The 25,990-nt window shown below is 61.7% G+C and carries 12 protein-coding genes and 6 pseudogenes; 13 read left to right on the forward strand and 5 right to left on the reverse strand.

The annotated features are described in order from the left end of the window. Window positions 1-25: 25 nt before the first annotated feature. The 4 genes and pseudogenes from istA to CIT37_RS35150 form a co-directional block, all read left to right on the forward strand. Window positions 26-1,318, forward strand: a pseudogene (istA, locus tag CIT37_RS35135) (IS21 family transposase); the annotation flags it as partial. Between the two features lie 8 nt (window positions 1,319-1,326). After that, window positions 1,327-2,036: pseudogene (istB, locus tag CIT37_RS35140) on the forward strand (IS21-like element ISFK1 family helper ATPase IstB). Between the two features lie 201 nt (window positions 2,037-2,237). Beyond that, window positions 2,238-7,388: a Ulp1 family isopeptidase gene (locus CIT37_RS35145; protein ID WP_109866562.1), complete on the forward strand. Its 5,151-nt coding sequence runs from the start codon at window positions 2,238-2,240 to the stop codon at window positions 7,386-7,388. Window positions 7,389-7,750: 362 nt separating this feature from the next. Continuing rightward, window positions 7,751-8,072 (forward strand): annotated as a pseudogene (locus CIT37_RS35150) (DDE-type integrase/transposase/recombinase); the annotation flags it as partial. Between the two features lie 50 nt (window positions 8,073-8,122). Here the strand turns inward: CIT37_RS35150 and CIT37_RS35155 are convergent. Further along, on the reverse strand, window positions 8,123-8,380 hold the full coding sequence (locus CIT37_RS35155; RefSeq protein WP_011084508.1) for a WGR domain-containing protein: 258 nt from the start codon (window positions 8,378-8,380) through the stop codon (window positions 8,123-8,125). Between the two features lie 569 nt (window positions 8,381-8,949). Here CIT37_RS35155 and CIT37_RS35160 point away from each other — a divergent pair. Then, window positions 8,950-9,171, forward strand: coding sequence for a hypothetical protein (locus CIT37_RS35160; RefSeq protein WP_014497999.1), 222 nt, complete (start codon window positions 8,950-8,952; stop codon window positions 9,169-9,171). A gap of 524 nt (window positions 9,172-9,695) precedes the next feature. Here CIT37_RS35160 and CIT37_RS35165 read toward each other — a convergent pair. Then, window positions 9,696-10,040 (reverse strand): hypothetical protein, encoded by a 345-nt coding sequence (locus tag CIT37_RS35165; RefSeq protein ID WP_011084509.1) that lies wholly within the window; start codon window positions 10,038-10,040, stop codon window positions 9,696-9,698. 276 nt (window positions 10,041-10,316) lie between these two features. Here CIT37_RS35165 and CIT37_RS35170 point away from each other — a divergent pair, with 276 nt between their 5' ends. The 3 genes from CIT37_RS35170 to tnpC are packed head-to-tail and all read left to right on the forward strand — an operon-like array spanning window position 10,317 to window position 12,548. Continuing rightward, window positions 10,317-10,571, forward strand: coding sequence for a transposase (locus CIT37_RS35170; protein ID WP_231088542.1), 255 nt, complete (start codon window positions 10,317-10,319; stop codon window positions 10,569-10,571). A 19-nt stretch (window positions 10,572-10,590) separates the two neighbouring features. Next, a complete protein-coding gene (gene tnpB / locus CIT37_RS35175; protein WP_011090953.1) occupies window positions 10,591-10,947 on the forward strand; it encodes an IS66 family insertion sequence element accessory protein TnpB in 357 nt (118 codons plus the stop codon). Between the two features lie 53 nt (window positions 10,948-11,000). Continuing rightward, window positions 11,001-12,548 (forward strand): IS66 family transposase, encoded by a 1,548-nt coding sequence (gene tnpC, locus CIT37_RS35180; RefSeq protein ID WP_109866563.1) that lies wholly within the window; start codon window positions 11,001-11,003, stop codon window positions 12,546-12,548. Window positions 12,549-12,761: 213 nt separating this feature from the next. Here the strand turns inward: tnpC and CIT37_RS35185 are convergent. After that, window positions 12,762-13,763, reverse strand: a pseudogene (locus tag CIT37_RS35185) (type IV secretory system conjugative DNA transfer family protein); the annotation flags it as partial. Between the two features lie 270 nt (window positions 13,764-14,033). Between CIT37_RS35185 and CIT37_RS35190 the strand changes: the two are divergent. Beyond that, window positions 14,034-15,098, forward strand: a complete 1,065-nt coding sequence (locus tag CIT37_RS35190) for an IS630-like element ISRj1 family transposase (protein ID WP_011084514.1) — start codon at window positions 14,034-14,036, stop codon at window positions 15,096-15,098. A gap of 47 nt (window positions 15,099-15,145) precedes the next feature. On the opposite strand, the gene CIT37_RS35195 is transcribed toward CIT37_RS35190, so the two are convergent. After that, window positions 15,146-16,942 (reverse strand): recombinase family protein, encoded by a 1,797-nt coding sequence (locus CIT37_RS35195; protein ID WP_095427044.1) that lies wholly within the window; start codon window positions 16,940-16,942, stop codon window positions 15,146-15,148. Here CIT37_RS35195 and CIT37_RS35200 point away from each other — a divergent pair. From CIT37_RS35200 to CIT37_RS35215, 4 genes and pseudogenes are all read left to right on the forward strand, one after another. After that, window positions 16,829-17,180 (forward strand): annotated as a pseudogene (locus CIT37_RS35200) (DDE-type integrase/transposase/recombinase); the annotation flags it as partial. The gene CIT37_RS35195 and the pseudogene CIT37_RS35200 overlap by 114 nt on opposite strands. A gap of 181 nt (window positions 17,181-17,361) precedes the next feature. Next, on the forward strand, window positions 17,362-19,614 hold the full coding sequence (locus CIT37_RS35205) for a T3SS effector XopP-like protein (RefSeq protein WP_028144443.1): 2,253 nt from the start codon (window positions 17,362-17,364) through the stop codon (window positions 19,612-19,614). 318 nt (window positions 19,615-19,932) lie between these two features. Continuing rightward, window positions 19,933-24,234 (forward strand): Ulp1 family isopeptidase, encoded by a 4,302-nt coding sequence (locus CIT37_RS35210; protein WP_244611327.1) that lies wholly within the window; start codon window positions 19,933-19,935, stop codon window positions 24,232-24,234. A gap of 437 nt (window positions 24,235-24,671) precedes the next feature. Beyond that, window positions 24,672-25,250: a hypothetical protein gene (locus CIT37_RS35215; protein WP_011084521.1), complete on the forward strand. Its 579-nt coding sequence runs from the start codon at window positions 24,672-24,674 to the stop codon at window positions 25,248-25,250. Window positions 25,251-25,280: 30 nt separating this feature from the next. Here the strand turns inward: CIT37_RS35215 and istB (CIT37_RS35220) are convergent. Next, window positions 25,281-25,990, reverse strand: a pseudogene (istB, locus tag CIT37_RS35220) (IS21-like element ISFK1 family helper ATPase IstB).

Here is a 25,990-nt window from a genome sequence, read left to right on the forward strand (position 1 = left end):
CTTGAGGTTCTGGCAGGCTCGACACCCGCCTCGATACGCCGCCTATCTCATTCCGTCATCACCCAGTTTCCCGCATAGCTCGTCTGCTGGGTTGAGCTGGCCGCTTCCGGAGGGAATGACCGATGAAGACCTGGAGCTTTTGCTTTTCCCGGCCCCACGACCAGCGTCTCAGAGCCCGCAGCGGCCGGTGCCCGACTGGAGCTACATCGATAAAGAGCTCCGCCGGCGCAACGTAACCCGTCGCCTGCTCTGGGAGGAGTATCGCGCCGTTAATCCCGACGGTTTCGGGTACACGTGGTTCTGCACTACCTACGAGGCCTGGAAGGGGCGGGTCCGACCTTCGATGCGGCAGATTCATCTGGGCGGCGAGAAGGTGTTCGTGGATTTCGCCGGCGACACCATCGACATCGTCGATCCCCTGACCGGGGAAGTGCAGCCGATGAAGCTGTTCGTCGCGGCGATGGGCGCTTCGAACTACACCTACGCCGAGGCCTGCCCCAGCGAGAGCTTGGCCGACTGGATCCGGGCCCACGTCAACTTGTTCACGTTTTTGAGCGGAACGCCGACGTTCGTGGTCTGCGACAACCTCAAAGCCGCCGTCAGCAACCCCGACCGCTACGATCCCGGCCTCAATCGCACTTATGCCGAGATGGCGAGCCATTACGGCACCGCCATTCTCGCCGCACGGCCGCGGCGCCCAAAAGACAAGGCGAAGGTCGAGGTCGCGGTGCAAATCGCCCAGCGCTGGATTCTGGCCCGGCTGCGCAATCAGCGCTTCTTTTCCCGGGCCGAGCTCAACGCCGCCATCAAGACACTCGTCGACGAACTCAATGCTCGTCAAATGCGTGGCTTCGGCTCAAGCCGCGCCGAACTGTTTGCCGAACTCGACAAACCCAAGCTAACCCCGCTGCCAGATCAGCCTTATGCCTTCGCACGCTGGAAGCGCTGCCGCCTCGCTCCCGATTATCATGTCGAGGTCGACGGCCATTGGTACTCCGCGCCGTATCGTCTGATTGGCGAGCTGGTCGATGCCCGTATCGACGATCGGACGGTCGAGATCTTCCACAAGGGCCAGCGGATCGCCAGCCATGCCCGCGCGCCCAACCGACGCGGACACACCACCATCGCCGACCACATGCCCAGCGCCCATCGCCGCTACGGCAAATGGACCCCCGCCGCGGTGATCGCCGCCGGCGAGCGGATCGGTCCTTCGACAGCAGCGTTTTTCCAGGCCGCGATCGACGCCCGGCCCCATCCAGAACAAGGCTTTCGAACCTGCCTTGGCATTCTGGCGCTCGTCAAAAGCTACGGCGCCGACTGACCGGAATGGCCAAGGCCTTCGAGGAGCAGCGCCGATCGCCCGATCTCGAAGCCCTGCCGTTCGAAGATCGCATCGGCCTGTTGGTCGACCGCGAAGCCGCCGAACGCGACACCAGGCGGCTCACCACGCGCCTCAAGATCGCCGCACTGCGCCAGACTGCTTGCGTCGAGGACGTCGATCTGCGCACCCCGCGGGGCATCGACCGCGCCGTTTTCGCCAAACTCGTCGAAGGTCGCTGGATCGATCGCCACGAGAATTTGCTCGTCACCGGGGCAACCGGCCTGGGCAAAAGTTGGTTAGCCTGCGCGCTCGGCCACAAGGCCTGCCGCGACAACCGATCAGTCCTCTATCATCGCGTTCCAAGGCTGTTCGAGGCGCTCGCGCTCGCGCGCGGAGACGGACGCTACGCCCGGCTCCTCAAAAGCCTCGGCCGCGCTCAGCTTCTGATTTTGGATGATTGGGGACTATCGGTGCTCACCGCCGCGGAACGCCGCGATCTGCTCGAAATCCTCGAGGACCGACATGGCCGCGCATCCACCATCGTCACAAGTCAGCTCCCGTGGACACCTGGCATGGAGCCATTGGGGACCCCACGGTCGCCGACGCCATTCTCGATCGCCTCGTCCACAACGCCCACCGCCTCCAGCTCACCGGAGAAAGCATGCGAAAACGCAGCGCCAAAACCATCACCCTTGACGGCCAACCAGAACACTGACTCTATCTCCCATCGGCCGTAGCGGGCTGCTCACGATCGTCTGAATTCAGTGCTCACGATCGCGCGAAATCGATGCACACGATCCGTGAAATCCGCAGATGCTCCCGGTGCGGGTCTATCGAGGGCTGTAAAGGGTGGTTTGTTGCTGATCGCCAGCATGCCAGATCGAAGCCCTGGTTCATATTTTGAAAGTGAGAACGGATGGATTTCCCCTCGACCAAGCGGGTGCGTGAACAATCGGACAGCACGGGCCCGCAAGAGAGCTCACCCGCGGCTCCGTCCGCAGCCGCGGCGACCTTTGAGCGGCAATTGAGCGAGATCGGCAGTTCAGGTGAAGGTGATGGAGCAATGCCGGCCGCCTCGACGCCGCAGCCGGCTCAGTCAAAAGGGATTCTGAGAAGGCTCAGCAAAAGCCCCCTTTATTCCCAGGATGCTCCCCTTATTTTGGGGCTTGAGAAGGCCCTCATCAAGGGCGGGGCCGCCAAAGGCACCGCACGAAATAATCTATATTCTCTTCGCAGCTTTGGCCAGTGGCTCTTCGCAAATAACAAAGATCCCATTGCTGCTCGGCTCGACGACGAAGAGTCGCTGACCGTTGATGCGCGCGTGTTCGAAAAGCGTCCCGCGACACTCCTTAGGGCAATAGACCATCTCAGGACCTCGCGGTCGACGGGCGGAATCGTGCCGATCGCAGGCCGCACTGAGTTGCATCCTTATCCCCAGGACGCAGCTCTGATCGAAGGGTACAAAAACGACGCAGCGACAGATACCGGCAAGAAGGATGCAAGCAAGAATGCAACTGCTCTTCGCAGTTTCAGCGACTACCTGCGTGAAAACAGCAAGAAGGGCATTGCTGCTCGTCTTTCAGACGAGGCGTTGGATGGAGATGTCAAGAGCTATAAGAGGGCCCCCGGTGCTGATTCAAGGATCGGTGCCGCTCTGGCTCATCTCCGAAAATCGCAGGCGGGCGCTAAGGCGATGGAGCTCGAGCGCCATATTGATTCCGAAGACGCGGCCCTGAAGGAGTCGAGGCAGGTCGGCGACGCTGCTGCGCAGCACAGTTCGTTGCAGAAAGCTGGCAGTTGGCCAGAGGAATTGCTTCCTGCGGAAGGCCATGATCAGAATTTGCTTTTGGGTCCGATGGACGAACCCGGCCCGCCGTCCTCGGCGCCGCAACCGGCTCAGTCAACTGGGGTTGCGATAGGGCACAAGAAGCGGCCTCTTCATTCCGAGGATGTTCCCCTTATTGCGGGGTTTGAGGAGGCCCTCCGGAATGGGAGCGCCGCCGAACGCACCGTCCGAAACTATCTATCTTCTCTTCGCAGCTTTGGCCAGAGGCTCTACGCAAATAACAAAAAGAGCATTTTTGCTCGGCTCGACGACGAAGAGTCACTGACCGCTGATGCGCGCGAGTTGTTCGAAAAGCGTCCCGCGACACTCCTTAGGGCAATAGACCATCTCAGGACCTCGCGGTTGACGGGCGGAATCGTGCCGATCGCAGGCCGCACTGAGTTGCATCCTTATCCCCAGGACGCAGCTCTCATCGAAGAGTACAAAAACGAAGCAGCGACAGATACCGGCAAGAAGGAAGAAGCCAGGAAGGATGCAACGGCTCTTCGCAGTTTCAGTGACTACCTGCGTGAAAACAACAAGAAGGGCATTGCTGGTCGGCTTTCAGGCAAGGCGCTGGATGGAGATGTCAAGAGCTATAAGAAGGACGCCGGTGCTGATTCGAGGATCGGTGCCGCTCTGGCTCATCTCCGAAAATCACAGGCGGGCCCTAAAGCGATGGAGCTCGAGCGCCATATTGATCCCGAAGACGCGGCCCTGATGGAGTCGAGACAGGTCGGCGACGCCGCTGCGCAGCACAGTGCGTGGCAGAAAGCTGGCAGTTGGCCAGAGGAATTGCTTCCTGCGGAAGGCCACGATCAGGATTTGGGCCGGATGGACGAACCCGGCCCGTCGTCCTCGGCGCCGCAGCCGGCTCAGTCAACTGGAATTTTGATAGGGCACGACAAGCAGCCTCTTCATACCGAGGATGCTCCCCTTATTTCGGGGCTTGAGGAGGCCCTCCGTAATGGGAACGCCGCCGAACGCACTGCCAGGGGCTATGTACGTACTCTTCTCAGCTTTGGCCACTGGCTCTTCGCAAATAACAAAGATCCCATTGCTGCTCGGCTCGACGACGAAAAGTCACTGACCGCTGATGCGCGCGAGTTCATCGGAAAGGGTAATCCCTTAAGGCTTCTTGCGGCGATAGTTCATCTCCGAACCTCGCAGTCGACGGGCGGAGTCGTGCGGATCGCAGGCCGCACTGAGTTGCATCCTTATCCCCAGGACGCGGCTCTCATCGAAGAGTACAAAAACGAAGCAGCGACAGATACCGGCAAGAAGGATGCAAGCAGGAAGGATGCAACTGCTCTTCGCAGTTTCAGCGACTACCTGCGTGACAACAACAGGCCGGGCATTGCTGCTGGGCTCGGCACGTCGTTTGATGGAGATGTCGAGAGCTATAGGAAGGTCGCCGGTGCTGATTCCAGGATTGGTGCCGCACTGGCTCGTCTCCGAAAATCGCAGGCCGGCGCTGAGGCGATGGAGCACGAGCGCCATATTGATCCCGAAGAGGCGGCCCTGAGGGAGTCGAGGCGGGTCGGCGACGCCGCTGCGCAGCACATTGCGTCGCAGAAGGGTGGCAATTGGCCAGAGGAATTGCTTCCTGCGGAAGGCCATGATCAGGATTTGCTTTTGGGGCTGATGGATGAACCCGGCCCGTCGTCCTCGGCGCCGCAGTCGGCTCAGTCAACTTGGATTGTGATAGGGAAGAGGAAGCAGCCTCTTTATTCCGTGGATGCTCCCCTTATTTCGGGGCTTGAGAGGGCCCTCATCAAGGGCGGGTTCAGCAAATCCGCTGCCGAGCAGCACGGAGGTTCCCTTCGTAGCTTTAGCCGTTGGCTTTTCGCAAAAGAAAAACCGAGCATTCGTGATCGGCTCGACAATAAGTCGCTGACCGATGGCGGTGAGGTGCTCGAGTTCACCGGAGAGGGTAATCCAAAGAGACTCGTTCAGGCAATCGACTATCTCCGGACCTTGCGGTCGACGGGCGAAGTGCCGATCTCACGACGCGCTAAGCTGAATCCTCACCCCCAGAACGTGGCCTTTATCAATCCCGAAGACACGGTACTGATGGAGCCGAGGCGCGTCGACGCCGCCGCTGCGCAGCACAGCGCGTCGCAGGAAACTGGCCGTCGGCCAGAGGAGCTTCCCGCGGAAGGCCGCGATCAGGATTTGCTTTTGGGGCTGATGGACGAACCCCGCTCGTCGTCATCTCTCGAGCCAGCCGCGCGCCATGACCAGGCACCGGATCCCGGAGAGCCCGACCGCCAGCAGTCCCCGGACGAGCCGATGGCTGCGCTTGCCAGGAGCAACCGCCTGCCAAGCGAGGAGGTCCTCATCAACGATGAGCATGACACAGCTGAGTTGAGGCCAGCGAAGAGGCAGAGGACCCTAAACAATCCGCAAGGCGTTGCCGGCGAGCGGCAGCTGAGCGAGATCGCCAATTCAGGCGGCCAGCCGACACCGGCGCCTACCCATCAACAGGGTACGTCGTCATGGGAGACGCAGCCGATGCTGCTGCGGAGCGGCTACGAAGATGTCACGGCGCCGCATGCGGTCGCGACGTACGTCGGGGGCGCCGCTGCGCAGCACAGCGCGCGGCAGCGAGCTGTCAGTCGGCCATTGGTCCTCCCGGAAGGTTACGATCAGGATCTGCGCTTAATGGTGGAAGACGGCCCATCGTGGCCCGAGGTTCCTCCTGAGCAGGCGCAGGACATAGTCCAAGCTGGGCAGGAACCTGCCCGGCTGACCGTGGAAGCAGCGCCAACGCACTCTGCCAGGGCTCGCTCAAATACCTACGGCGGTATTGAGGTGTCGTTTAATCCGAATTCGCCCGCATCATTTGAGTTGCGTGACAATGCTTGCAGCCCGGCGCCTGGCTTTCCGCCGCCGTTTGCCGGGCCGGTACCGGGGCATCACCAGGGCGCTCAACAGCTCGGCTCGCCGCAGGGGCTTTCTCCGGTGTCCGCCCACTCGGACGATGACGCTTTGGCGTGGTTGAGCGAGGAGCTTGCGCGGCAGATGCAAGAACCGGCATCACCATCAACTGCCAGGGCTCAGGATCTCTATCGTGGATTTAAGGCACTGCTTGATCCGGATGTGGCCGAGTTGGATGACAGTGCTCACTTTGCGCCAGCGCCTTCTGCCAGGGCTCGCTCAGACACCTACGGCGGTCTTGAGGTATCGTTTAATCCGAATTCGCCCACATCATTTGAGTTGCGCGACAATGCTTGGAGCCGGGCGCCTGGCTTTCCGCCGCCGTTTGCCGGCCCGGTACCGGGGCATCACCAGGGCGCTCGACAGCTCGGCTCGCCGCAGGGGCTTTCTCCGGTGTCCGCCCACTCGGACGATGACGCTTTGGCGTGGTTGAGCGAGGAGCTTGCGCGGCAGATGCAAGAACCGGCATCACCATCAACTGCCAGGGCTCAGGATCTCTATCGTGGGTTTGGGGCACTGCTTGATCCGGATGCGGCCGAGTTGGATGACAGTGCTCACTTTGCGCCAGCGCCTTCTGCCAGGGCTCGTTCAGACACCTACGACGGTCTTCCATTGGTTGATCTGACCGCGCCCGCACCGTCCCCATTGCGCGACGATATCGTGCGGCGGTTTCCGATCACCTCCTCCGATGCTCAGATCGGGGCGTTGAATCCGATAGCCTTGTCCCACAACCGCGGGCTGGTGCTCGAGCACACGGAATGGCTGGGCGACGAGCATATCCTCAGGGATTACCAGCTTCAGGAGCTGGATTTGCAGAGGAGCGATTCGGATCTCGCCGCCCGGACGCGGTTCGTAGATCCCCTCGAAGCGCTGCGGCTGCGCCTGGGCGCGGAGAGCGACGTGCTACGCGTATTCCATCGCATCGTCCATGATCGGCGTGATAACGATACAGCCGACTTCCTGTTGCTGCCAGTGAACGATGCCAGTGCTACGGACCGCGGCAGGCATTGGTCGCTGCTGTTCGTTGATCGCAGCAACCGGCAACGGCCTGTCGCCTATCACTACGATTCCTACGGGAGATACAACGAGACGCATGCAAGACAACTCGCAGAAAGGCTGAACCTCGCCCTGCAGCCCGCCGGCATGGCCCAGCAGCAGAACACTTATGATTGCGGCGTCTTTGTCGTGGACGGCACGCGGGAGCTGGTTAGGCAATTGGCGCAAGGACGGGAGCCAGACCAGCTGAACCTCAGCAACGTCGTTGCCAATCGGCAGGCACTGCAAGCGCGACTCAGGGGTTGATGTCGCCGTGGGCGGACCCTCGCGGCGCTTCTCTTTGAGCTTGAATGACGGCTGGAAGAAGTTCACCAGCAGGCGCGCCGCGGCGTAGAGACGTGCCATCACGCGGGCCGTCTCGCCCCCGTCGAAGCGCCCGTATCCGACGAGCCGCCGGACCACCGACAGCGCGATGCGGTTGTCGGCAAGGGCGAGCGCGCGACGCTGCGCTTCGGAAAGACCGGTCAGCTGACCGGCGCCTCGAGGAGACCGAGCTTTCGCGCGGCCAGGTATCGGCCTTCGCCCGCGATGATCGTGCCATCGCTGTCGACGAGCAGCGGGTACCGTCAAGTTAACGAATTGCAGCGGCCGAGGGGTAGACGACCGGCATGCCGACCGCCCGGGACCCTCTTTATCGCCGCCATCGCTTCCCATCGGAAGTGATCAGCTATGCCGTTTGGTTGTATTTCCGGTTTCCCAGCGGCTCATGAAGAAGCTCTTGAAATCCGCCGGCACGCCGCCGCGCGTGATGATCACGGACAAGCGTTCGCACGGCGCTGCGAGGGCGAAGATGGGCTTTTTCGTCGAACATCGCCAGCACAGAGCTCTCAACAATCGGGCTGAGAATTCTCATCAGCCGACGCGGCAACGCGGCGGATCATGAAGCGTTTCAAATCGTCCCGTCAGGCTCAACGGTTTCTGTCACTTCACGTTCCAGGCATCGTAAGTGGATCCGTAATCCCCGGGAAATTGACGAAACCTCAGACTCTCTCCTCAGCAGAGGTGTATCCGCGCCTGCGCTTGGCGCGCTCCAGCCGTCCGAATGCTTCGCCCGCTTCAGCGCTGGCATCGAAAGTCTGCACCATCGTCTGGCCGGTCGTGCCGATCCGGCCCCAGTCGCGGATCAGCGAGACCCCGCCGAACAAGGTCGGTTGGATCGAAAGCAAGTAAAACCGCCGCATGTTGCGGGTGGTGTCGATGCGGCGAAGGTGAAGCGGCCCTAGCTTAAGGTTCGGCATGCATGGATTCTCGCTTCCTGTGGAAGCGAGGTCCAATGCTTTCTATGAATCGATCAGGGCCAAACGATTCATTCTCTCGCTACATCAATTGCACCAGGCGGGTGTCTTCGGACTGTGGCGATGATGTGGAGGCTCCACGGCCCGATTTGAACCCCACCGTCTCGCGGCAAAACCGAGACCGCAGTCTGAACTGATCGAGAAGCTCACTGAATCGCGCCGGAGCTCGGTCCAAGCATTGTCGATCCAGCAGCCTCAGCAAGGTTTGAAAGCTGACTAGGTGACATCGGTGCAGCCGTTGAGCGATCGACGGAGCAATTGCGGACGAACGGGAAATCGAAGTCCGGACACGGGTGAATTATGGAATGACACCCGGGCACTTCTTTGCCGGTGCTGCTGCAGAGAATCAAGCGCGCGATGTGGTCGGACATCGCCGACCTGCGTCTGGCAGCCCGACCAACCTTATGGGGTGTTGAAGAAGCGCGCGGCCTCTTAAAGGCCGCATTCTCTGTGGTAGGGCAGTATCTGAAAGCGCGTATGGCCGCGCAACCTGAGGCGAGAGGAGGATTCCGATGTTCGAGGCTAAAGACTATCGCGTGTGCTGCCATCACTTTGTCACCCCGACCGACCGCGCCGTCTACCCGGCGCAAGAGCCCTTACTAACCTACTCTGAGGCCCTCCGGCAGGTGCAGACCGAGCAGGCCAAGGGCTACATGGTGGCCTGGGTCATCGATCGCACCGGAGCAGGCGCCACCAATGAGATTGGTGGTTCGAACGCATCGGTTCGACGTTGATCGTAAGCGCAGCTCTGGCCCTTGGATTGGCGCTTGACGTCTGTTTTGATTACGGTGTGAGCCGGCACGGCTTCCACTTTTCCGACAACGTTGACGCTGGCCTCAAGCGCCTGCCTGTCGTCGAACCACTTTTTAGAGCTTGATCACATGATCGCAGCCGCGCCGAAGATCGAAGAGGCTGCAATGCCGTTTCCACGCCGAGTCACAAGCAGAAGAAACTCAACCAGGACTCGCGCTGGTCAGCGTCATCAGAAACTGTGCACGCTCGACAGGACGATCGAGCCAGTGCGTCGAGGTCTATTCCTGCATAGGAGGACGCGGCGAGGCGGCGGGAAAGTTGGAAGGTTGGGATCCAGCAAGGTCCCGATTCGCGCGCTGTACCTCGGCGGTCCCAAACACGAGGACGCAGAGAGGTCTGTTTTGGGCGCGGGATTTTGGCTGGGACACGAGCCCGTCAGAGCGTTGCCGCCGCCGCTCTGAAATGGTCGGGAAACCTTCCGATCGTGCGAGACTCTTATCTAACCTCACTTGTGATCCGCTCCCCTCGAGACTTTTGGAAGATATCCCAACTGCCGTTCCAGAGCAGCTAAGGTTCGACGGGCCGAATCCAATCTCGCAGTCGCCTCGACCAGGTCGGCCCATGTTTTATCCGACCGTGCAACCGCCGTGGAGCCGGTCTCAAACAGGTTGTTGTTGAGATGCGGGGCCGCTTCGCCTCGCAGGGCACGCTCCAAATCGAGCAGGGTGCTCGTCAGCGCTCGATGCGCGCACGCGTCCTCTCGTTCCAGGTTTTCCGCCACGTCGAGCGCCGCACGATAGTGTCGTATCGCTGCAACGACTCTGCTCTCGAGGTCGGGCTCATCGCTCATCTGCTTTTCTCTCCACGAATCTTTGAGCAATTTGTGTCGGTCTGAACGAGCAAAAATTGTAAGCGGAGCTTTTCTCCCATTTGATTGACTGGTTTCGCTTCGGCTTTCGCTCTGCGATCCTTGGCTTGTCAGAGAGCCGAGAGGAGACTGAAGGCGATGGAACAATCGGGGGAGGAAGCCGAAGCTGATGGCTTTGTGGGGAAGCTTACGCGCCGGACGCGTTCTGGATGCCGGTTATGGTCTGCGGAGATCAAGGGGCGCGCTGTTTTCGAGAGCATGAAGCCCGACGCCCGGGTATGTGATGTCGCACGGCGTTATGGTGTGAAGGCCCAGCAGTTGACGACGTGGCGCAGATTGGCGCGTGCTGGCCGGCTCGCATTGGTCACGGACGACGCGGCGGATTTCGTGTCGATCGAGCTGAGCGATCCAGTGGCGCCAGGCAAGAGCGAGGGCCCGTCGAGATTACGATTGGCAAGGTTTCGGTCCGCCTGGATGCGGACGTGTCGGCGGTGCGGATCGCGGAGATCGTGACTGCGATCGAGCGCGGCGCATGATCATTCCGGCGCAGGGACTGCGGATTGTGCTTGCTGTGCGTCCTGTTGACTTCCGGTGCGGGCACGACGCGCTGGCCGGTCTTGTGCAAAACACGCTTGGGCTCGATCCGCATTCGGGCCTGATCGTGGTTTTTCGTTCGAAGCGCGCCGACCGGCTGAAGATTTTGCTATGGGACGGCACGGGCCTCGTTTTGGTCTACAAGCGCCTTGGCCGCGATGGTCGTTTCGAGTGGCCGCAGATCAGCGACGGCGTCATGCATCTGACGCGCGTGCAGTTCGAAGCGCTGTTTGAAGGGCTGAACTGGAAGCGAGTGGGCGAACGGATTGTCGCGACGCCAGCTGCGGCGAACTGACTCAGACCCGACAACCTGTTTCGCGCGGGGCTTTGGGATGATAGCTTGCGGATGTGCCGCCGTCCCCCATTGATCCCGCCCGTCTTGCAGCGCTGCCCGCCGATTTGCGCGCGCTCTTCCGCGCGCAGGAAGCGATGATTGAAGCCGAGCGTCGTCGCGCAGACGATGAATGCTCGGCGCGCCTTCATGTCGAGAGTGAACTGGCTGCGTCCAAAGAGAGCGTCGAACGCCTCGAACTGCTCGTGAAGGAGTACGAGCGCGCACGTTTCGGTAAACGCTCGGAGAAGTTCAATCCCGATCAGATGCAACTGGTTCTCGAGGACATCGAGATTGCCATCGCCGAAGTCCAGGAACGCCAGGACGATCGTGCGCGCCGCGCCGGCACGGCGCCGTCCAGCGGCCGGACCAGGCGCGCTGCCCGTGCCTTTCCCGCGCACCTGCCGCGCATCGAGCAGGTGATCGAACCCGAGAACCTCGAGTGTCCCTGCGGCTGCGGCCGGATGGCCCAGATCGGCGAGGATCGCTCCCGCCGTCTCGATGTCATGGCCGCCCAGTATCGTGTGATCGAGACGGTGCGACCGCGCTACGCCTGTGCAAAGGGCTGCACCGGTGTTGCTCAGGCGCCGGCGCCCGCCCATCTCGTGGAGGGTGGCATCCCCACCGAGGCGCTGCTGGCGCAGGTGGCGGTCGCCAAGTTCAGCGAGCACATGCCACTCTATCGTCAGTCGCAGGTTCTGGCTCGGCATGGCATCTTCATCGATCGCGCCGTTCTGGCAGACTGGATGGGAACGGTCGCCTTCCACCTCGCGCCGCTGGTCGAGCGCATGAGCGTCGTGATGAAGCAATCGGGCCGCTTGTTCATAGACGAGACCAGGGCGCCTGTGCTCGATCCGGGCCGGGGCCGAACGAAGACCGGCTATCTGTGGGCTGTCCTGCGCGACGATCGCGGCCACGGCGGCGCTGATCCACCAATCGTGGTCTACCACTACGCGCCAGGACGCGGTGGTGACCATGCTGAGCGCATCCTCGAGGGCTTCGACGGCATCCTTCAGGTCGACGGATACCAGGGCTATCATCGGCTCGCACGGCCCAAGCGCAAAGGCGGCGTGCCGCTGCGGCTGGCCGCATGTTGGTCCCACTCAAGGCGCAAGATCATCGCAGCGACTCCGAAAGCCGGCTCACCCATCGCCGAAGCCGTTCTCGCGCGCATCGCCGCACTCTATGCGATCGAGAAGGAGATCCGTGGCGCCGACGCCCCGGCTCGGCAAACGACCCGTAACGAGCGATCACGGCCGCTCGTCGCTGAACTCGAGAGGTTTCTGCGCGAGCAAGCCGCTCGCCTGTCGCCGGGCAGCGAGATGGGCAAGGCGATCGCCTATCTCCTGAACCATTGGGATGGCCTCACCTTGTTTCTCGACGATGGTTGCGTTGAGATGGACACCAATCCCGTCGAAAATCAAATCAGGCCGCTGACTCTGACGCGTAAAAATAGTTCATTTGCTGGTCACGACGAAGGTGGTCGTTCATGGGCGCGCATAGCTTCGCTCATCGCCACCTGCAAAATCAACAGCGTGGAGCCCTACGTCTGGATCAAAAATTAGGCGGCTTACAGGTGGCGGGCGAGATGATGCGCCGGCTCGTACGACGAGCCGAGCATCGAGCCCGGTATGCCGTCGTTGCTGGATGCGCTCCGTCTCGGCTTTCCGTTCCCAGACAATACTGCCCTTCCACGTACGCCCTTTCTTTCTCTGCCTGGGAACCAGCCGGTCGTTTGTATGCCGCCCACGTCTTTCTCATCGCCGCGTTCGCGATAATCAGCGACGCCGACCAGCGTCTCTCCGATAGAACCTGTTTTCGCCGACGCAGGCGCGCATGTCGGTGCGCCGGAACCAGATGGCGCGTCCGCATCGCAGCGGTGGATTGCCCGCAATAAAGATGACCTGCTCGTCGGTTCGCATGCGCAAGACATCATGCGGCAGCATCAGCGGCCGGCGCGCGAGCTGCTTGGACCGCGTCCGGGAGGAACCCGACGTCTGCGAGGACCGGCTCAGCTGATCGACCTCGACCGTCGTGTCGCCGCAGCGCTTGGAGATGTAGTCCGCCGTCTCGGGGTCGTTGATCGCCGAGAAGGAGATCCAGGATGCGCTTTCGAACCACTTGCTGGTGGCATCGCGGCCGCCATAGGCCTCGCGCATCTGGCCGATTGACTGGTAGAGCATCAAGAGGGTGATGCCGTATTTGCGCCCCGCATCACGCGCGGTTTCGAGAATGCGTAAGTAGCCGAGACGCGCGACCTCATCGAGTAGGAACAGGGTCCGGCCGGTCACTTCGCCATTGCGATTGTAGATGGCGTTGAGCAGCGAGCCGATGATGACGCGGGCGAGGCCGGCATGGTTCTCCAGGGTCTTCAGGTCGAGATTGATGAAGACGTCCGTCCGGCCCTCCGCGAGCTCGGCCGTCGTGAAGCTCGATCCGGACACCAGGGCGGCATAGTTGCCATAGGAGAGCCAGTGGGTTTCCTTCACCGCATTGGCGTAGACGCCGCTGAAGGTCTCTGGCGTCATGGCGATGAAGGGCGCGACATTCTCCTTCACGAATCCGGACTCGGAGTTGTCGTAAATCGTCTGAAGCCGCTGGCGCAACTTCGGCTCCGGCTCCGACAGGTTGGCGCGGACCTGGCGGAGGTGCTGATCCTTCTTTTCCGTATGACCGGACAAACAGACATCGGCGATCAACGCCGTCAGCAGTTGCAGCGCCGAGGCCCGAAAGAAGTCATCCCGCGCCGAGCCCTGGCGCGGATTGTCGGTCATGATGAACATCCCTCGTTTTGAAAAGGAAACCTCATGTCTGAAAGTCGAAAGCCCACGCACGATGCCTTCGCTGTGGCCGGTGACGGCCGAAATTCTACATGGACGCGGATCGGCGCCGCTTTGCCGAACGATGACGGCAAGGGTTTCAATATCGTGATCGCGCCCGGCTTGGCCGTTTTGGGTAAAATCGTGCTGCGCGAACCGAAGCCCCAGGCCGACCAGGAGCCTGACTAGTACCCACTTTTCTTGGAACGTGAGTCGTGATTCAAGGTCGGGATGATACCCGAAGCAAGAGAAGTCCACCTTTCGAGGAAAGATCGCAAGGTGCTTGAGGCGTGCTGTCGCTCACCGGTGACGTTGCAGCGCGATTTGAAGCGGGCGCGGATAGTTCTGTTGGCGGCGGATGGGCGCAGCACCCGGTCGATCGCCAAGGAAGTTGGGGTCCAGCCGCGGATTGTCAGCCTTTGGCGGCATCGCTATGCCGACCATGGCCTTGAAGGGCTGCAAGACAAGCCGCGGCCTGGCAAGCAGCCGATCTATACGAAGACGACCGACAAGCGGATTCTGAAGCTGCTGGATAAGCCGCCACCGCAAGGGTTTGCGCGCTGGACCGGCCCCCTGCTGGCCGAGGCGCTGGGCGATGTCGATGTCCAATATGTCTGGCGGTTCCTGCGCAGCCACAAGATTGACCTGGTGGCTCGCAAGTCCTGGTGCGAGAGCAACGACCCGAACTTTACGGCCAAAGCCGCCGATGTTGTCGGCCTCTATGTCGCGCCGCCGGCGAAGGCCATTGTGCTGTGCGTGGACGAGAAGCCCTCGATCCAGGCTTTGGAGCGAGCGCAGGGTTATCTGAAGTTGCCCAATGGCCGCGCCTTAACCGGCCAAAGCCACGATTACAAGCGGCATGGCACCACAACATTGTTTGCGGCGCTCGAAGTCGCCACCGGAAAGATCATCGCGACCCATTCAAAACGCCGGCGCCGCGTCGAGTTTCTCGATTTCATGAACAGCGTCACCGCGACTTTTCCGAACCGCAAGCTTCACGTCATCCTCGACAACCTCAACACCCATAAAAAGAACGAGGACTGGCTCAAGGCCCACCCCAACGTGCAATTTCATTTCACGCCGACAAGTGCGTCATGGCTCAATCAGGTCGAAGTATGGTTTTCCATCTTGCAGGGGCAGTCGCTCAGCGGCACCTCCTTCACGAGCCTCAAGCAGCTTCAGGAACACATCGATGCCTACGTCAACGCATACAACGACAGAGCCGAGCCCTTCGTCTGGACCAAGAAAAAGGTCCGTCAACGCCGTTTCAAAGGCCGCCGTATCACTCAGCTCTGATTCCGGGGACTAGATTCGATAACCTGTTTTGTTGAGTAGCGTGATGGTCAAGGTTGCCAAGCCCCGAGCCATGGCTCGATCGCGTCCTCGGCGGGCTTGAACACCGGGATGTGGTAGTTCGAGCGCATTGATGTGACGCGCTCGCGGGTCCAGCGATTGCCGTTGCCGGTCTTGAGGCCGTTGCGATTGAGGAGGCCGGCAATCAGATCGTCGCTGGCGATCAGCACCAGTTGACGCACGGCCTGGACGATATCGGCAGAGGTGCTGTTGCGCTGTCCGCGCCGGCGCTTCGGCAAGCGCAACTCGCTGTGGGCGCCCCCCACCCAATGGACGATGAGAACGATCTCCGAGGCCGCGTCGTCGATATCGGCCACGACCTCATGGATGAGGGTGCGCACAATGCGCTTCTTGAGGCGAGCATCCGTCGTCGGCGCATCCCAGACCGTTTTGAGGTTCGAGGCCAGAACGCCGAGCGAGACTGGATCGGCAAGGGGTGCGGGCGTGGCCGCATCATGCATGGCGATCTTGGCCTCAACCTCCGCCGCGTGAGCGAGCGCCCTGTTCCAGCGCGCTTCCAGCTCACTGGCCACCAGCCGGTTCGCGGGATCAGCGGCATCGTATTGCCGGAAAGCCCTGTCGGCGGCATAGCGCGCCGCTTCGAGGTCGCGACTGAGAGCATCGCGTACCTGATCGCGCCGTTCCCTGGCTCCCTTGGCGGCAGCGGTTGCGGCGGCGACAGCGCCCGGACCGACGACTCCAAGCAGCGATTCTTCGATGGCGTCATCGACGCGCAGTCCGCCGAAGGCGATGCAGTGGGCCCAGCCATTATCCATCCAGGCACGGTTGCAGCTGTAGCGCGGGATATGGTTCTCCATGCCGGAGTACCGGAGTGTGAGCTTGCGACCGCAGCGCTTACAGCGGATCAGACCGGCCAGCAACGCGTCACCATGGTTGGGCGCGCCGTGATGCCGACTGGTGGGAACATTGCTGCTGACCATGGTGCGAATCGCCTCGAACTTCTCCCAGCTCACATACCCTTCGTGAGTGTTGGGCTTCAGCGTCAGCCATTCGTTCCGCGCCTTGCGGCGGATCTTCAGGCTCACGCCAGCGGTGCTGTATCCCGCCGCCACAGCTGTCTTACCATAGGCATAGGCGCCGCCGTAGACCGGGTTCTCAATGATCCGGTGGATGGCAGAGTAGTTTGGTCGCCGCCAGGCCGTGTCGCCGTTGGTCTGCTTCACCGGCAGATCGAGATTGTACTCATGGAGCCAGCAGAGCGCCTGTCGCGCGCTGCCCAGTTCCTCGACCTTGTCGAACACCAGCTTGATCGCCTCCTGGACACGCCGATCCGGGTCTTTCTCATAACGGTCGCCGGCCTTCACGAAGCCGACGGGCGCTGTCACAACCAACTCGCCCCGGCGCGCCTTCTCGTAGCGGGCCGAGAGCGAGCGCTGGCGCAACAGATCCAGCTCGTACTCGTTGAGGCTGCCCTTGAGCCCGAGCAGCAGGCGGTCGTTGCCGTGCCTTGGCGCATAGATGGTCTCTTGATCGACCAGAACGGTATCGACCACGCGGCACATCTCGATGAGTTGCTGCCAATCCCGGCTGTTGCGGGCGAAGCGCGAGACCTCGCGGGCGCAAACCGCACCAACCCTGCCGAGGCAAACCTCCGCCACCATTCGCTCGAATCCGGCGCGTTGTATGCCGCCGGCGGCTGAACGACCATCTAACGACGGACAATCACGGACAAGCTCCGTTCGTACGGCGCTGCGAGGGCGAAGATGGGCTTTCACGTCGAACATCGCCAGCACAAAGCTCTCAACAATTGGGCCGAGAATTCTCATCAGCCGACGCGGCGGCGCGAGCGGATCATGGAGCGTTTCAAATCGTCCCGTCAGGCTCAACGGTTTCTGTCAGTTCACGATCAGGTCGCGAACCTTTTCCACATCCCCTATTCTGGAGCCGTCACTGCCGACTTCCGTCGTGCTTCGCGCGGGCGAGCCTTTGCGACTTGGCGCGAGATCTCCGCGACAAGCGCTATCGCCGAATCTCGAACCTTTGAGAAGCGCCTCCTTCGGCTCGCGGTCGATTAAGTTGACGATGCCCCGCTGCCTCCAGCAGCACGCCAGGCGCGATGGAATTGCACCCCACGGTGATCCGGGTTTTCCTGTGAATCGGGGAGAAGCGCCCTACGTCAGCTACTCGTCAGCCAGCCAGTCTATGCAGACTGGCTGCGCACTCTCGACTTTATCGGAGGTGGAATATGACAGGCATTGGCCGAGCTGGTAAATCGCACGTTGGGCCCGCAGGAGCCGACAGCGCATGGGGATCGAGTAGTTCGAGCCCGGAGCTCGGTCCCGCCCCCGGGGAGGGCGGGCAATCTTTCGACTCTGTCGTGGAGCGGATGCGCTCCGGGCCTCGAGATGGAACGGCTCCGCTCGTGAGCCTGCCACCAGCTTCGGCGGTGGCAGTCCAGATTTCCTCAAGTGGCGACGGAATCAAGGCAGCGAAGCAAAAAATGCGCAGCCTGCTTGCGGGGCTTGATGCTTCTAAAAATGCAGCCACACGAGCCCGGAACCCGAACCCGTCGGAGGCGCAAGAGCTGATCGATCAAGTCGTCAAGGCAGGCTCGGAAGTTCTGGGCTATTACGCGAGCCTCCCCCCGGACATGGCGCGGGGGCTTCTTTCCGACGGTCGGGCTCGCCGACTCCGCGAGGAAACTATCGCTGCGGGAAACGAATGCGACATCGTGGCCACCTGGATTATCGGCGACCTGGAGAAGAGCAGGAAGAAAGCAACAGCCTTGCTCAAGAATATGCGAGTTGCCAACGCTCAGCCTGACCAGCTGAGCCGAGCGGTATCCAGCGTGGCGAAGCACTACGAGGCCTGCATGGAGGGGTGGGGAAAGAAGGCATTGCGCATGGAACGGATGCAGTCCGTCTGCGCGGCCACCGCCAACTTGCCGAGCACCACGCCCGAGATGCGGCAGGCCGAAGAGGCCGCACTACGCCTGCAGACCGGCTGGGCACTTTATACGAAGTGCGTGTATCTGCAATCGCAGGTTGCTCTTGCTCAGCTTCTAATTGAGTCGCGGGCGAGCACGTTCGAACCAGCTGTAAGCGACGCCCTCATGGGTGAGGATGGGCGGGTGCGTCTGCTCGGGACCTTTATCGAGGATGTTTTTCCGGCATTTAACTCGGCGTCCGAAGCCGTTCTGAGCAGCAACGGAGCGGCACTCGACGCAGACCACTGCACCGTTCTGGAAGGAGTCATGGAGCGGCTTTCGGAATTTGCCTCAGGGGTGCACGGAATCGTTACCAGGCTAAGGGACGCCGGAACGGATGCCGACCTTCCATTAAAACTGTTGGGCCAGATCGCGGATGGTGCATGGGTCACCGCGGACGACGTCACGCGTCTTTTGGACGTGCAGCCAAAGACGCCCGCCGTGATTGAGCCGACGGCCCGGACTGCCGTAGTGGTTGAGGGGGGCGCGGCCCGCAGGGAGGGGAAGGGCAAGCGCGCACCGGCCGCAGGCGAGCGAAGTTCGGCGGCCGGGCCGCGCGAGCCGCAGCTCGCCACGCCCGACGCTGCCACGGCCCCGACAGTCAAGGTGATCGTACTCTCGGATCTGGGTACGAAGAAACTCGCGAGCGCGGAGGAGGCGGCACTCGCGAGGGCGTCATCGTCGGCGACCGGGCACCTGGAGATATTGCAGGCTCCGCCCTCCAGGAACGCACTGACCGGATTACTCAAGCGATTGGACGAACTTTTGCAGTTCGATCTGCCGGCTCAGCAAAGCGCGGTCTCGCAAGCGCGCCACGGGAAGCCCGAGGACGCCGATCACGCCGTGGATCTCGTCGTTAAGCGCCTGCAGACACAGGCCTCCGAGATTGAGGCCAGTGTAGCCGCGCTGGAGGAGCCTCGCCGACGTGTCCTACTCACGCCTGCGCAAGTGCCGGAAGTGCACGACAAAATAGCCCGGCTCAAGGCGATGTTGTCCGAGGTGCAGGGACAGGCAAACTCTTTCACGGCGCAAAAGGCGGTGATCACGATCGATTGCATGAAGACCTACGCGTTTCCGTCCCAGAAGTATCTTGAACAGTTGCGAGCGGCCGGGGAGTTGGCGGCTGTGAATTCACCGCGCGCCTTGAAGGATGATCCGGGGACACTGTTCGAGATCAAGCTGCAGCCCAAGGCCCTGCGCAATGGCGCGACGCCAAGCCCGATGTGGGTGCACATCCATACCAAGCGGCCGGTACATGCCAGGCAGTTGGCAACGCTGAGCGATGCCGGGTTCGCCGCTTGCCACGTGAAGTCAAATGACCAGCGCGGCTACAATCAGGACTGGCAGAGCGCTCGAGCTGCGACGGGGCGCGAGAACGTCGTGATCCACCGCGGCAAGCTCACGCCGGCGTTCTGTAGGTCCTTGTTGCGCACCGCAGCTGGCGGCCAGCCGTGGCATCCCCTTCCCGAGGCGGAGCACGCGTCGATGCAGTTCGCGCGCCTCGGGATGTAGTTACCTGGGTGTCCCGCGCCAGAGCGTCGCTGTGGTGACACGATCAAGTGGACCGTTTCTCACCGAGAGGAAATCCTCGATGAGCTCGAAGCCGGCGCGGGCTTCCTCGAACAGATCGACAACAGGGTCCGATTGAAATTCGATCGGGAGCGTCGTGACCCCAACTTCCTTTCGCTTGGCAGCTGAACCGTCAAATGCCGGCGATGTGTCGTCTCAAGTCCAGGCGCATGCGATCAGCGCTCCAGGCTCTTCATCTTCGAAAGTGAGTACACATGAAATTCGTCTCAATGAATCGGGGGGGGGCAACAAACGGATAGCGTGGACGCGCAAGATGCCTCTCCAGCCGACTCGTCGGCAGAGGCGGCGGCCTTTCAGCGGCAGCTGAGCGAGGTCGCTGTCCTGTCCGCTCCCGTGCTCATGCAGGTCCGCGCCTATCAAGCGGATGCATCGCGATCTGAGGCGCGACCCATCGTGCGGGCGAGCGGGCAACCATATACGCCGGCTCCGCACGGTGAAGGCGGTGGAACGACGCTGAATGCGTCGGCGCTGCCGCTCGGCCATGCAAATTTGGTTTTCGCAGGAAGCGGCATGGATCCTGTTTATTCCGACGATGCGTCTCTTATTGAGGGGCTCGGGCCGGCACTCTTCAAGGCTGGGGCCTCCGAGCGCACCGTCAGGCGCAATGTACGTTGTCTTCTCGGATTGGGGCATTGGCTCGTAAAGAACGGAAAGCCGGGCATTGCTGCCCGGCTTTCCGAAGAGTCGCTGGTCGAGGATGCCCTGGAGTTCGGCAAGCAGGAGGGGCAGGCCATCGCTACGCCACTGGTTCATCTTCGAGCCTCCCAATCGCCGGGCGGCATCGCGCCGATTGCAAGCCGGGTTGAGCTGAATCCCTATTCCCAAGATGCGGATCTCATCAAAGGGTACAAGGAAGATGCAGCGTCAGGCACCGCCAACACCGTCAGGAAGTATGCAACTCTTCTTATCGATTTCAGTGATTACCTCCGTGAGAACGATAAGCCCGGCATTGCTGCTCGACTTGGCGACGGCTCGCTGGATAATGATGTCAGCCAGTATAAGGAGGCGGACCCCCGTGGCCGCAGAAAAGCCGGGGCCGCACTGGCTCATCTCCTGAGGTCGCCGGCGGGTGCTAGAGCGATCGAGCTCCGGCCTCATATTCGCCCCGTTCCTGATTTCGAAGGCGCGGTTCGCGCTGAGCCGAGCCGGACCCGGGCCGCGACTGCACAGCACAGCTCGAGCGGAGCTATCAGCTGGCCGGAGACTCTGCCTGCGAACCAGCAGGATCTGCTTTTGGAGACGATGGACGGACCCAGCTCCTCGCCGCCTATCGAGACAATTGCGCACCATCAACAAGCAGCGGATGCAGGAGGGTCTTTTCGTGACTTGAACTTGCCCCGCGCCGACCATGGGGTTTCACCGCCGCATGGCCTGGCATTGGATGCTGCAGGGTCCCTGAACTGGCGCCACCATGACGACGAACTGACGGATAAACGTCACAGGAACCCGCTCGGGCCAGGCGAGCAGGTTCTCGTCATCAATGAGCATGATATAGGGGAGTTGAGATCAGCGAAGAGGCAGAAGACGCTAAGCAATCCGCAGGGCGTCGCCGTTGAGCGGCAGCTGATGCAGACGCCATCCCATCAACTGGCGGCGTCCCCATCGCAGATGCAGGCTCCGATGCTGTCGCAAAACGAGCTGATCGGCGAGCCGCTCTCGGGGGAAGACGCGGAGCTCTTGGCGAGGTTTCGTGTAGACGCCAAGCGGCGCAAGCTCACCCCAGGCGCCATCAATAACAGTGTTTCCGGGCTTGGGAGATTTGTTCGCTGGGTCAACGCAGAGCATGGGGGGTCCGTAGCTTCTCGGCTACGAAAAGGTACACCGCTGGATGAGGAAATTGCGGCGTACCGGAGATTGGGCCGTGACCCCCAGCACCGCATTACATCGGCCCTGGATGTTCTCCGGCGGCTCTTGCGTGGGGGTGAAGAAGCCGAAGCTCCCGAACCCCGCGTCCTCGGTGCCCCACGTCGCCTGGTTCCTCATCCAGAAGATGCGCCCCTCATCGAGGGCGCGCTGAGCCAAGCTCTGAAACATGTTAAAACTGCGAAGGATAAGGGGTCTGCGCAAAAGCGGGCGACACGTCTTCGCGCGCTGAGTGCGTGGCTTAAAGGGAATCGCAAAGGGAGCATCATCGGGCGACTTAACGGCTCTAGCAAGGAGCAGTTAACGCTGGACAACGATGTGCTGGCGTTCCAACGGACCGGAGGCGCAAGATACCGTCCCGATTTGTCGCATCTTCGCAGCTACTTAAAACTCATCGAGGCGAACCGAGAGCTGGGGCTGCCAGGCCCTGAGCAGCCGAGCTCGCCGGCCGCGTGGGGCGATCGGCATCCCGGCTCGGCGCAGGATCTTCCCTCAACGCCGGCAAGCCCAAGCGCGGGAGCTTGGGTTTGGTTGGGTGAACAGCTGCACGAACCAGCATCACCATCCAGGCCCCCGTCACATGCTAAGGGCAGGCTTGAGCCATCTGTTGATCTGAATGCGCCGACGCCGTCCGAGTTGCGCGACGATGCTCATTTTGCGCCAGCGCATCCTGCCAGGGCCCGTTCAGACACCTACGCTGGTCTTGAGCCATTTGTTGATCTGAATGCGCCGACGCCGTCCGAGTTGCGCGACGATGCTCACTTTGCGCCGGCGCATCCTGCCAGGGCTCGTTCAGACACCTACGCTGGTCTTGAGCCATTTGTTGATTTGAATGCGCCGACGCCGTCCGAGTTGCGCGACGATGCTCACTTTGCGCCGGCGCATCCTGCCGGGGCTCGTTCAGACACCTACGCTGGTCTTGAGCCATTTGTTGATCTGAATGCGCCGACGCCGTCCGAGTTGCGCGACGATGCTCACTTTGCGCCGGCGCATCCTGCCAGGGCTCGTTCAGACACCTACGCTGGTCTTGAGCCATTTGTTGATCTGAATGCGCCGACGCCGTCCGAGTTGCGCGACGATGCTCACTTTGCGCCGGCGCATCCTGCCAGGGCTCGTTCAGACACCTACGCTGGTCTTGAGCCATTTGTTGATCTGAATGCGCCGACGCCGTCCGAGTTGCGCGACGATGCTCACTTTGCGCCGGCGCATCCTGCCAGGGCTCGTTCAGACACCTACGCTGGTCTTGAGCCATTTGTTGATCTGAATGCGCCGACGCCGTCCGAGTTGCGCGACGATGCTCATTTTGCGCCAGCGCATCCTGCCAGGGCTCGTTCAGACACCTACGCTGGTCTTGAGCCATTTGTTGATCTGAATGCGCCGACGCCGTCCGAGTTGCGCGACGATGCTCATTTTGCGCCAGCGCATCCTGCCAGGGCCCGTTCAGACACCTACGCTGGTCTTGAGCCATTTGTTGATCTGAATGCGCCGACGCCGTCCGAGTTGCGCGACGATGCTCATTTTGCGCCAGCGCATCCTGCCAGGGCTCGCTCAGACACCTACGCCGGTCTTGAGGCAGCGGTTAATCCGAATCCGCGCACACCATTCGAGTTGCGTGACAATGCTTGGGCCCCGGCGCCTGACTTTCGGCCGCTGTTTGCCGGGCCAGTACCGGGGCATCACCAGGGCGCTCGACAGCCCGGCTCGCCGCAGGGGCTTTCTCCGGCGCCAGCCTTCTCGGATGATGAAGCTTTGGCGTGGTTGCGCGAGGAGCTGGCGCGACGGCAGATGCAAGAACCGGCCTCACCATCAACCGGCAGGGCTCCCTCAGACATCTACGGCGGCCTTGAGTCATTGGTGCATCTGGATGCGCCCACGCCGTGGGAATTGCGCGACGATGCTCACTTTGCGCCGGCGCCCGCTGCCAGGGCGCGCTCGGACACCTACCGCGGTTTTCCATTGGTTGATCTGACTGCGCCCACGCCGTCCGAATCACGCGACGATGCTAATTCTGTACGGCCGTTTCCGATCACCTCCGCCAACGCTCAGATCGGGGCTTTAGATCCGACAGTCTCGTCTCACGGCCACGGGCTGGTGCTCGAGGACACGGAATGGCTGGGCGACGAGCATATCGACAGGGATTACCGGCTCCAGGAGCAGGATTTGCAGAGGAACGATCCGGATCTCGCCGCCCGGACGCGGTTCGTGAATCCCCTCATCGTCCTAAATTATCTGGGCTCTAACGACGATGGCGTCGTGCAAACCGAGTTCCAGCGCATCGTCCATGATGATGAATTTAATGATACAGCCGACTTCCTGTTCCTGCCCGTGATTAATGCCAACCCTGAAGATCCTAATAACCTCGGCAACCATTGGTCGCTGCTGTTCGTTGATCGCAGTGACCGGGGGCAGCCGGTCGCCTACCACTACGATTCCTACAGGGGACTCAACAAAAAGCATGCAGAGCATCTCGCAAGTAGGCTGCACCTCCGCCTGGAGCCAGCCGGCATGGCCCAGCAGCAGAACACTTATGATTGCGGCGTCTTTGTCGTGGACGGGACGCGGGCGCTGGTTAGGCAATTGGAGCAAGGAGGGCAGACAGTCCACCTGGACCAGCTCGTCGTCGATCGGCAGGCACTGCAAAAACCGACTCAGGGGCTGATGTCGCCGTGGGCGAGATAGAGTTGGCTGTGAATCGACGCTGAACATTGACCCCCGTACGCGCGAAGTCAATCAAGTACTTGGGACGCCGATCGGCGTCCGGACCCCACACGATGACATAATTGCGGTCGGCGCCCGCGGGACGAAAGGTCCGCTATCTTCAAGCCTGCACGCAATCACACGAATCGGAGGGGCTATGAAGCAATATGTTGGGCTTGACGTCTCACAAAAGGAGAGAATCAGGAACAGCAGAAGCCCGTTCCCGAAGATCATACGTCCGTCAGCAAGGACGAGGAATCGGGCGCACGAGGGTTGCAGCGCGATTTGCAGGATCGGTTGCAGCCGGCGCACGACGAGCCGGTGAGCGAGCCCGTCAGCGATAGTGCTTCCCATCCCGAAGTACCTGCAGGCTCGCGCCGGTTCGCCGCCTGCTCAAGGTCGGCATTGGCCTTGCGATTGTGGCCGTCTTCGGATGGTTGCCGCTGAAGGCCGTGCTGCAGACCTCGAGCGTTGCGGCCGTGGTCAATGCCAGGATCGTGACGTTGCGCTCGCCGATTGACGGCACCGTGAGCGCGAAGCCGCCGCAAGGCTCGACGCAACTCAGCGTGGTCCATGAGGGCGACGCGATCCTTCATGTCGTCAACGCGCGTGGCGATCGCGTGCGGCTCGACGATCTTCGGCGGCAGATGTCCCGGATGGAAAATGAGCGCCCGAGTTTCGCCGCCAAGCTTGCGGCCGCCGAGACGGCGCAACAGGACCTCGCCCGCCAGGCGGCCCAGTTCCGCGACGGTCGCATCCTCCAGCTCCAGGCGCGCATTGCCGAAATCCAGTCGGCGATCGAGGCCGCGGCCGCGCGACGGGAGAAGGCAGTGGCCGCCGTCGAGCGGGCCTCGTCACTGATCAAATCGGGCAGCGTCTCGACGGTCGAAATGGCCCGCCTGACGCGCGAGCAGGCGATCGCCCAGCAGACTGCGGATTTCACGGATCGTGAGCATCGATTTCGCGCGATCGTGAGCACTGAATTCAGACGATCGTGAGCAGCCCGCTACGGCCGATGGGAGATAGAGTCAGTGTTCTGGTTGGCCGTCAAGGGTGATGGTTTTGGCGCTGCGTTTTCGCATGCTTTCTCCGGTGAGCTGGAGGCGGTGGGCGTTGTGGACGAGGCGATCGAGAATGGCGTCGGCGACCGTGGGGTCCCCAATGGCTCCATGCCAGGTGTCCACGGGAGCTGACTTGTGACGATGGTGGATGCGCGGCCATGTCGGTCCTCGAGGATTTCGAGCAGATCGCGGCGTTCCGCGGCGGTGAGCACCGATAGTCCCCAATCATCCAAAATCAGAAGCTGAGCGCGGCCGAGGCTTTTGAGGAGCCGGGCGTAGCGTCCGTCTCCGCGCGCGAGCGCGAGCGCCTCGAACAGCCTTGGAACGCGATGATAGAGGACTGATCGGTTGTCGCGGCAGGCCTTGTGGCCGAGCGCGCAGGCTAACCAACTTTTGCCCAGGCCGGTTGCCCCGGTGACGAGCAAATTCTCGTGGCGATCGATCCAGCGACCTTCGACGAGTTTGGCGAAAACGGCGCGGTCGATGCCCCGCGGGGTGCGCAGATCGACGTCCTCGACGCAAGCAGTCTGGCGCAGTGCGGCGATCTTGAGGCGCGTGGTGAGCCGCCTGGTGTCGCGTTCGGCGGCTTCGCGGTCGACCAACAGGCCGATGCGATCTTCGAACGGCAGGGCTTCGAGATCGGGCGATCGGCGCTGCTCCTCGAAGGCCTTGGCCAT

Source organism: Bradyrhizobium ottawaense (assembly GCF_002278135.3).
GTDB lineage: Bacteria > Pseudomonadota > Alphaproteobacteria > Rhizobiales > Xanthobacteraceae > Bradyrhizobium > Bradyrhizobium ottawaense.

What these genes read in the sequence shown, in the direction of transcription:
- CIT37_RS35160 (WP_014497999.1), top strand. Translation starts at nt 8,950, where the DNA reads ATGTTCGAGGCTAAAGACTATCGCGTGTGCTGCCATCACTTTGTCACC.
- tnpB (WP_011090953.1), top strand. Translation starts at nt 10,591, where the DNA reads ATGATCATTCCGGCGCAGGGACTGCGGATTGTGCTTGCTGTGCGTCCT.
- CIT37_RS35165 (WP_011084509.1), bottom strand. Translation starts at nt 10,040, where the DNA reads ATGAGCGATGAGCCCGACCTCGAGAGCAGAGTCGTTGCAGCGATACGA.
- CIT37_RS35170 (WP_231088542.1), top strand. Translation starts at nt 10,317, where the DNA reads ATGAAGCCCGACGCCCGGGTATGTGATGTCGCACGGCGTTATGGTGTG.
- CIT37_RS35155 (WP_011084508.1), bottom strand. Translation starts at nt 8,380, where the DNA reads ATGCCGAACCTTAAGCTAGGGCCGCTTCACCTTCGCCGCATCGACACC.
- CIT37_RS35190 (WP_011084514.1), top strand. Translation starts at nt 14,034, where the DNA reads ATGATACCCGAAGCAAGAGAAGTCCACCTTTCGAGGAAAGATCGCAAG.
- CIT37_RS35195 (WP_095427044.1), bottom strand. Translation starts at nt 16,942, where the DNA reads ATGAGAATTCTCGGCCCAATTGTTGAGAGCTTTGTGCTGGCGATGTTC.
- CIT37_RS35145 (WP_109866562.1), top strand. Translation starts at nt 2,238, where the DNA reads ATGGATTTCCCCTCGACCAAGCGGGTGCGTGAACAATCGGACAGCACG.
- CIT37_RS35205 (WP_028144443.1), top strand. Translation starts at nt 17,362, where the DNA reads ATGACAGGCATTGGCCGAGCTGGTAAATCGCACGTTGGGCCCGCAGGA.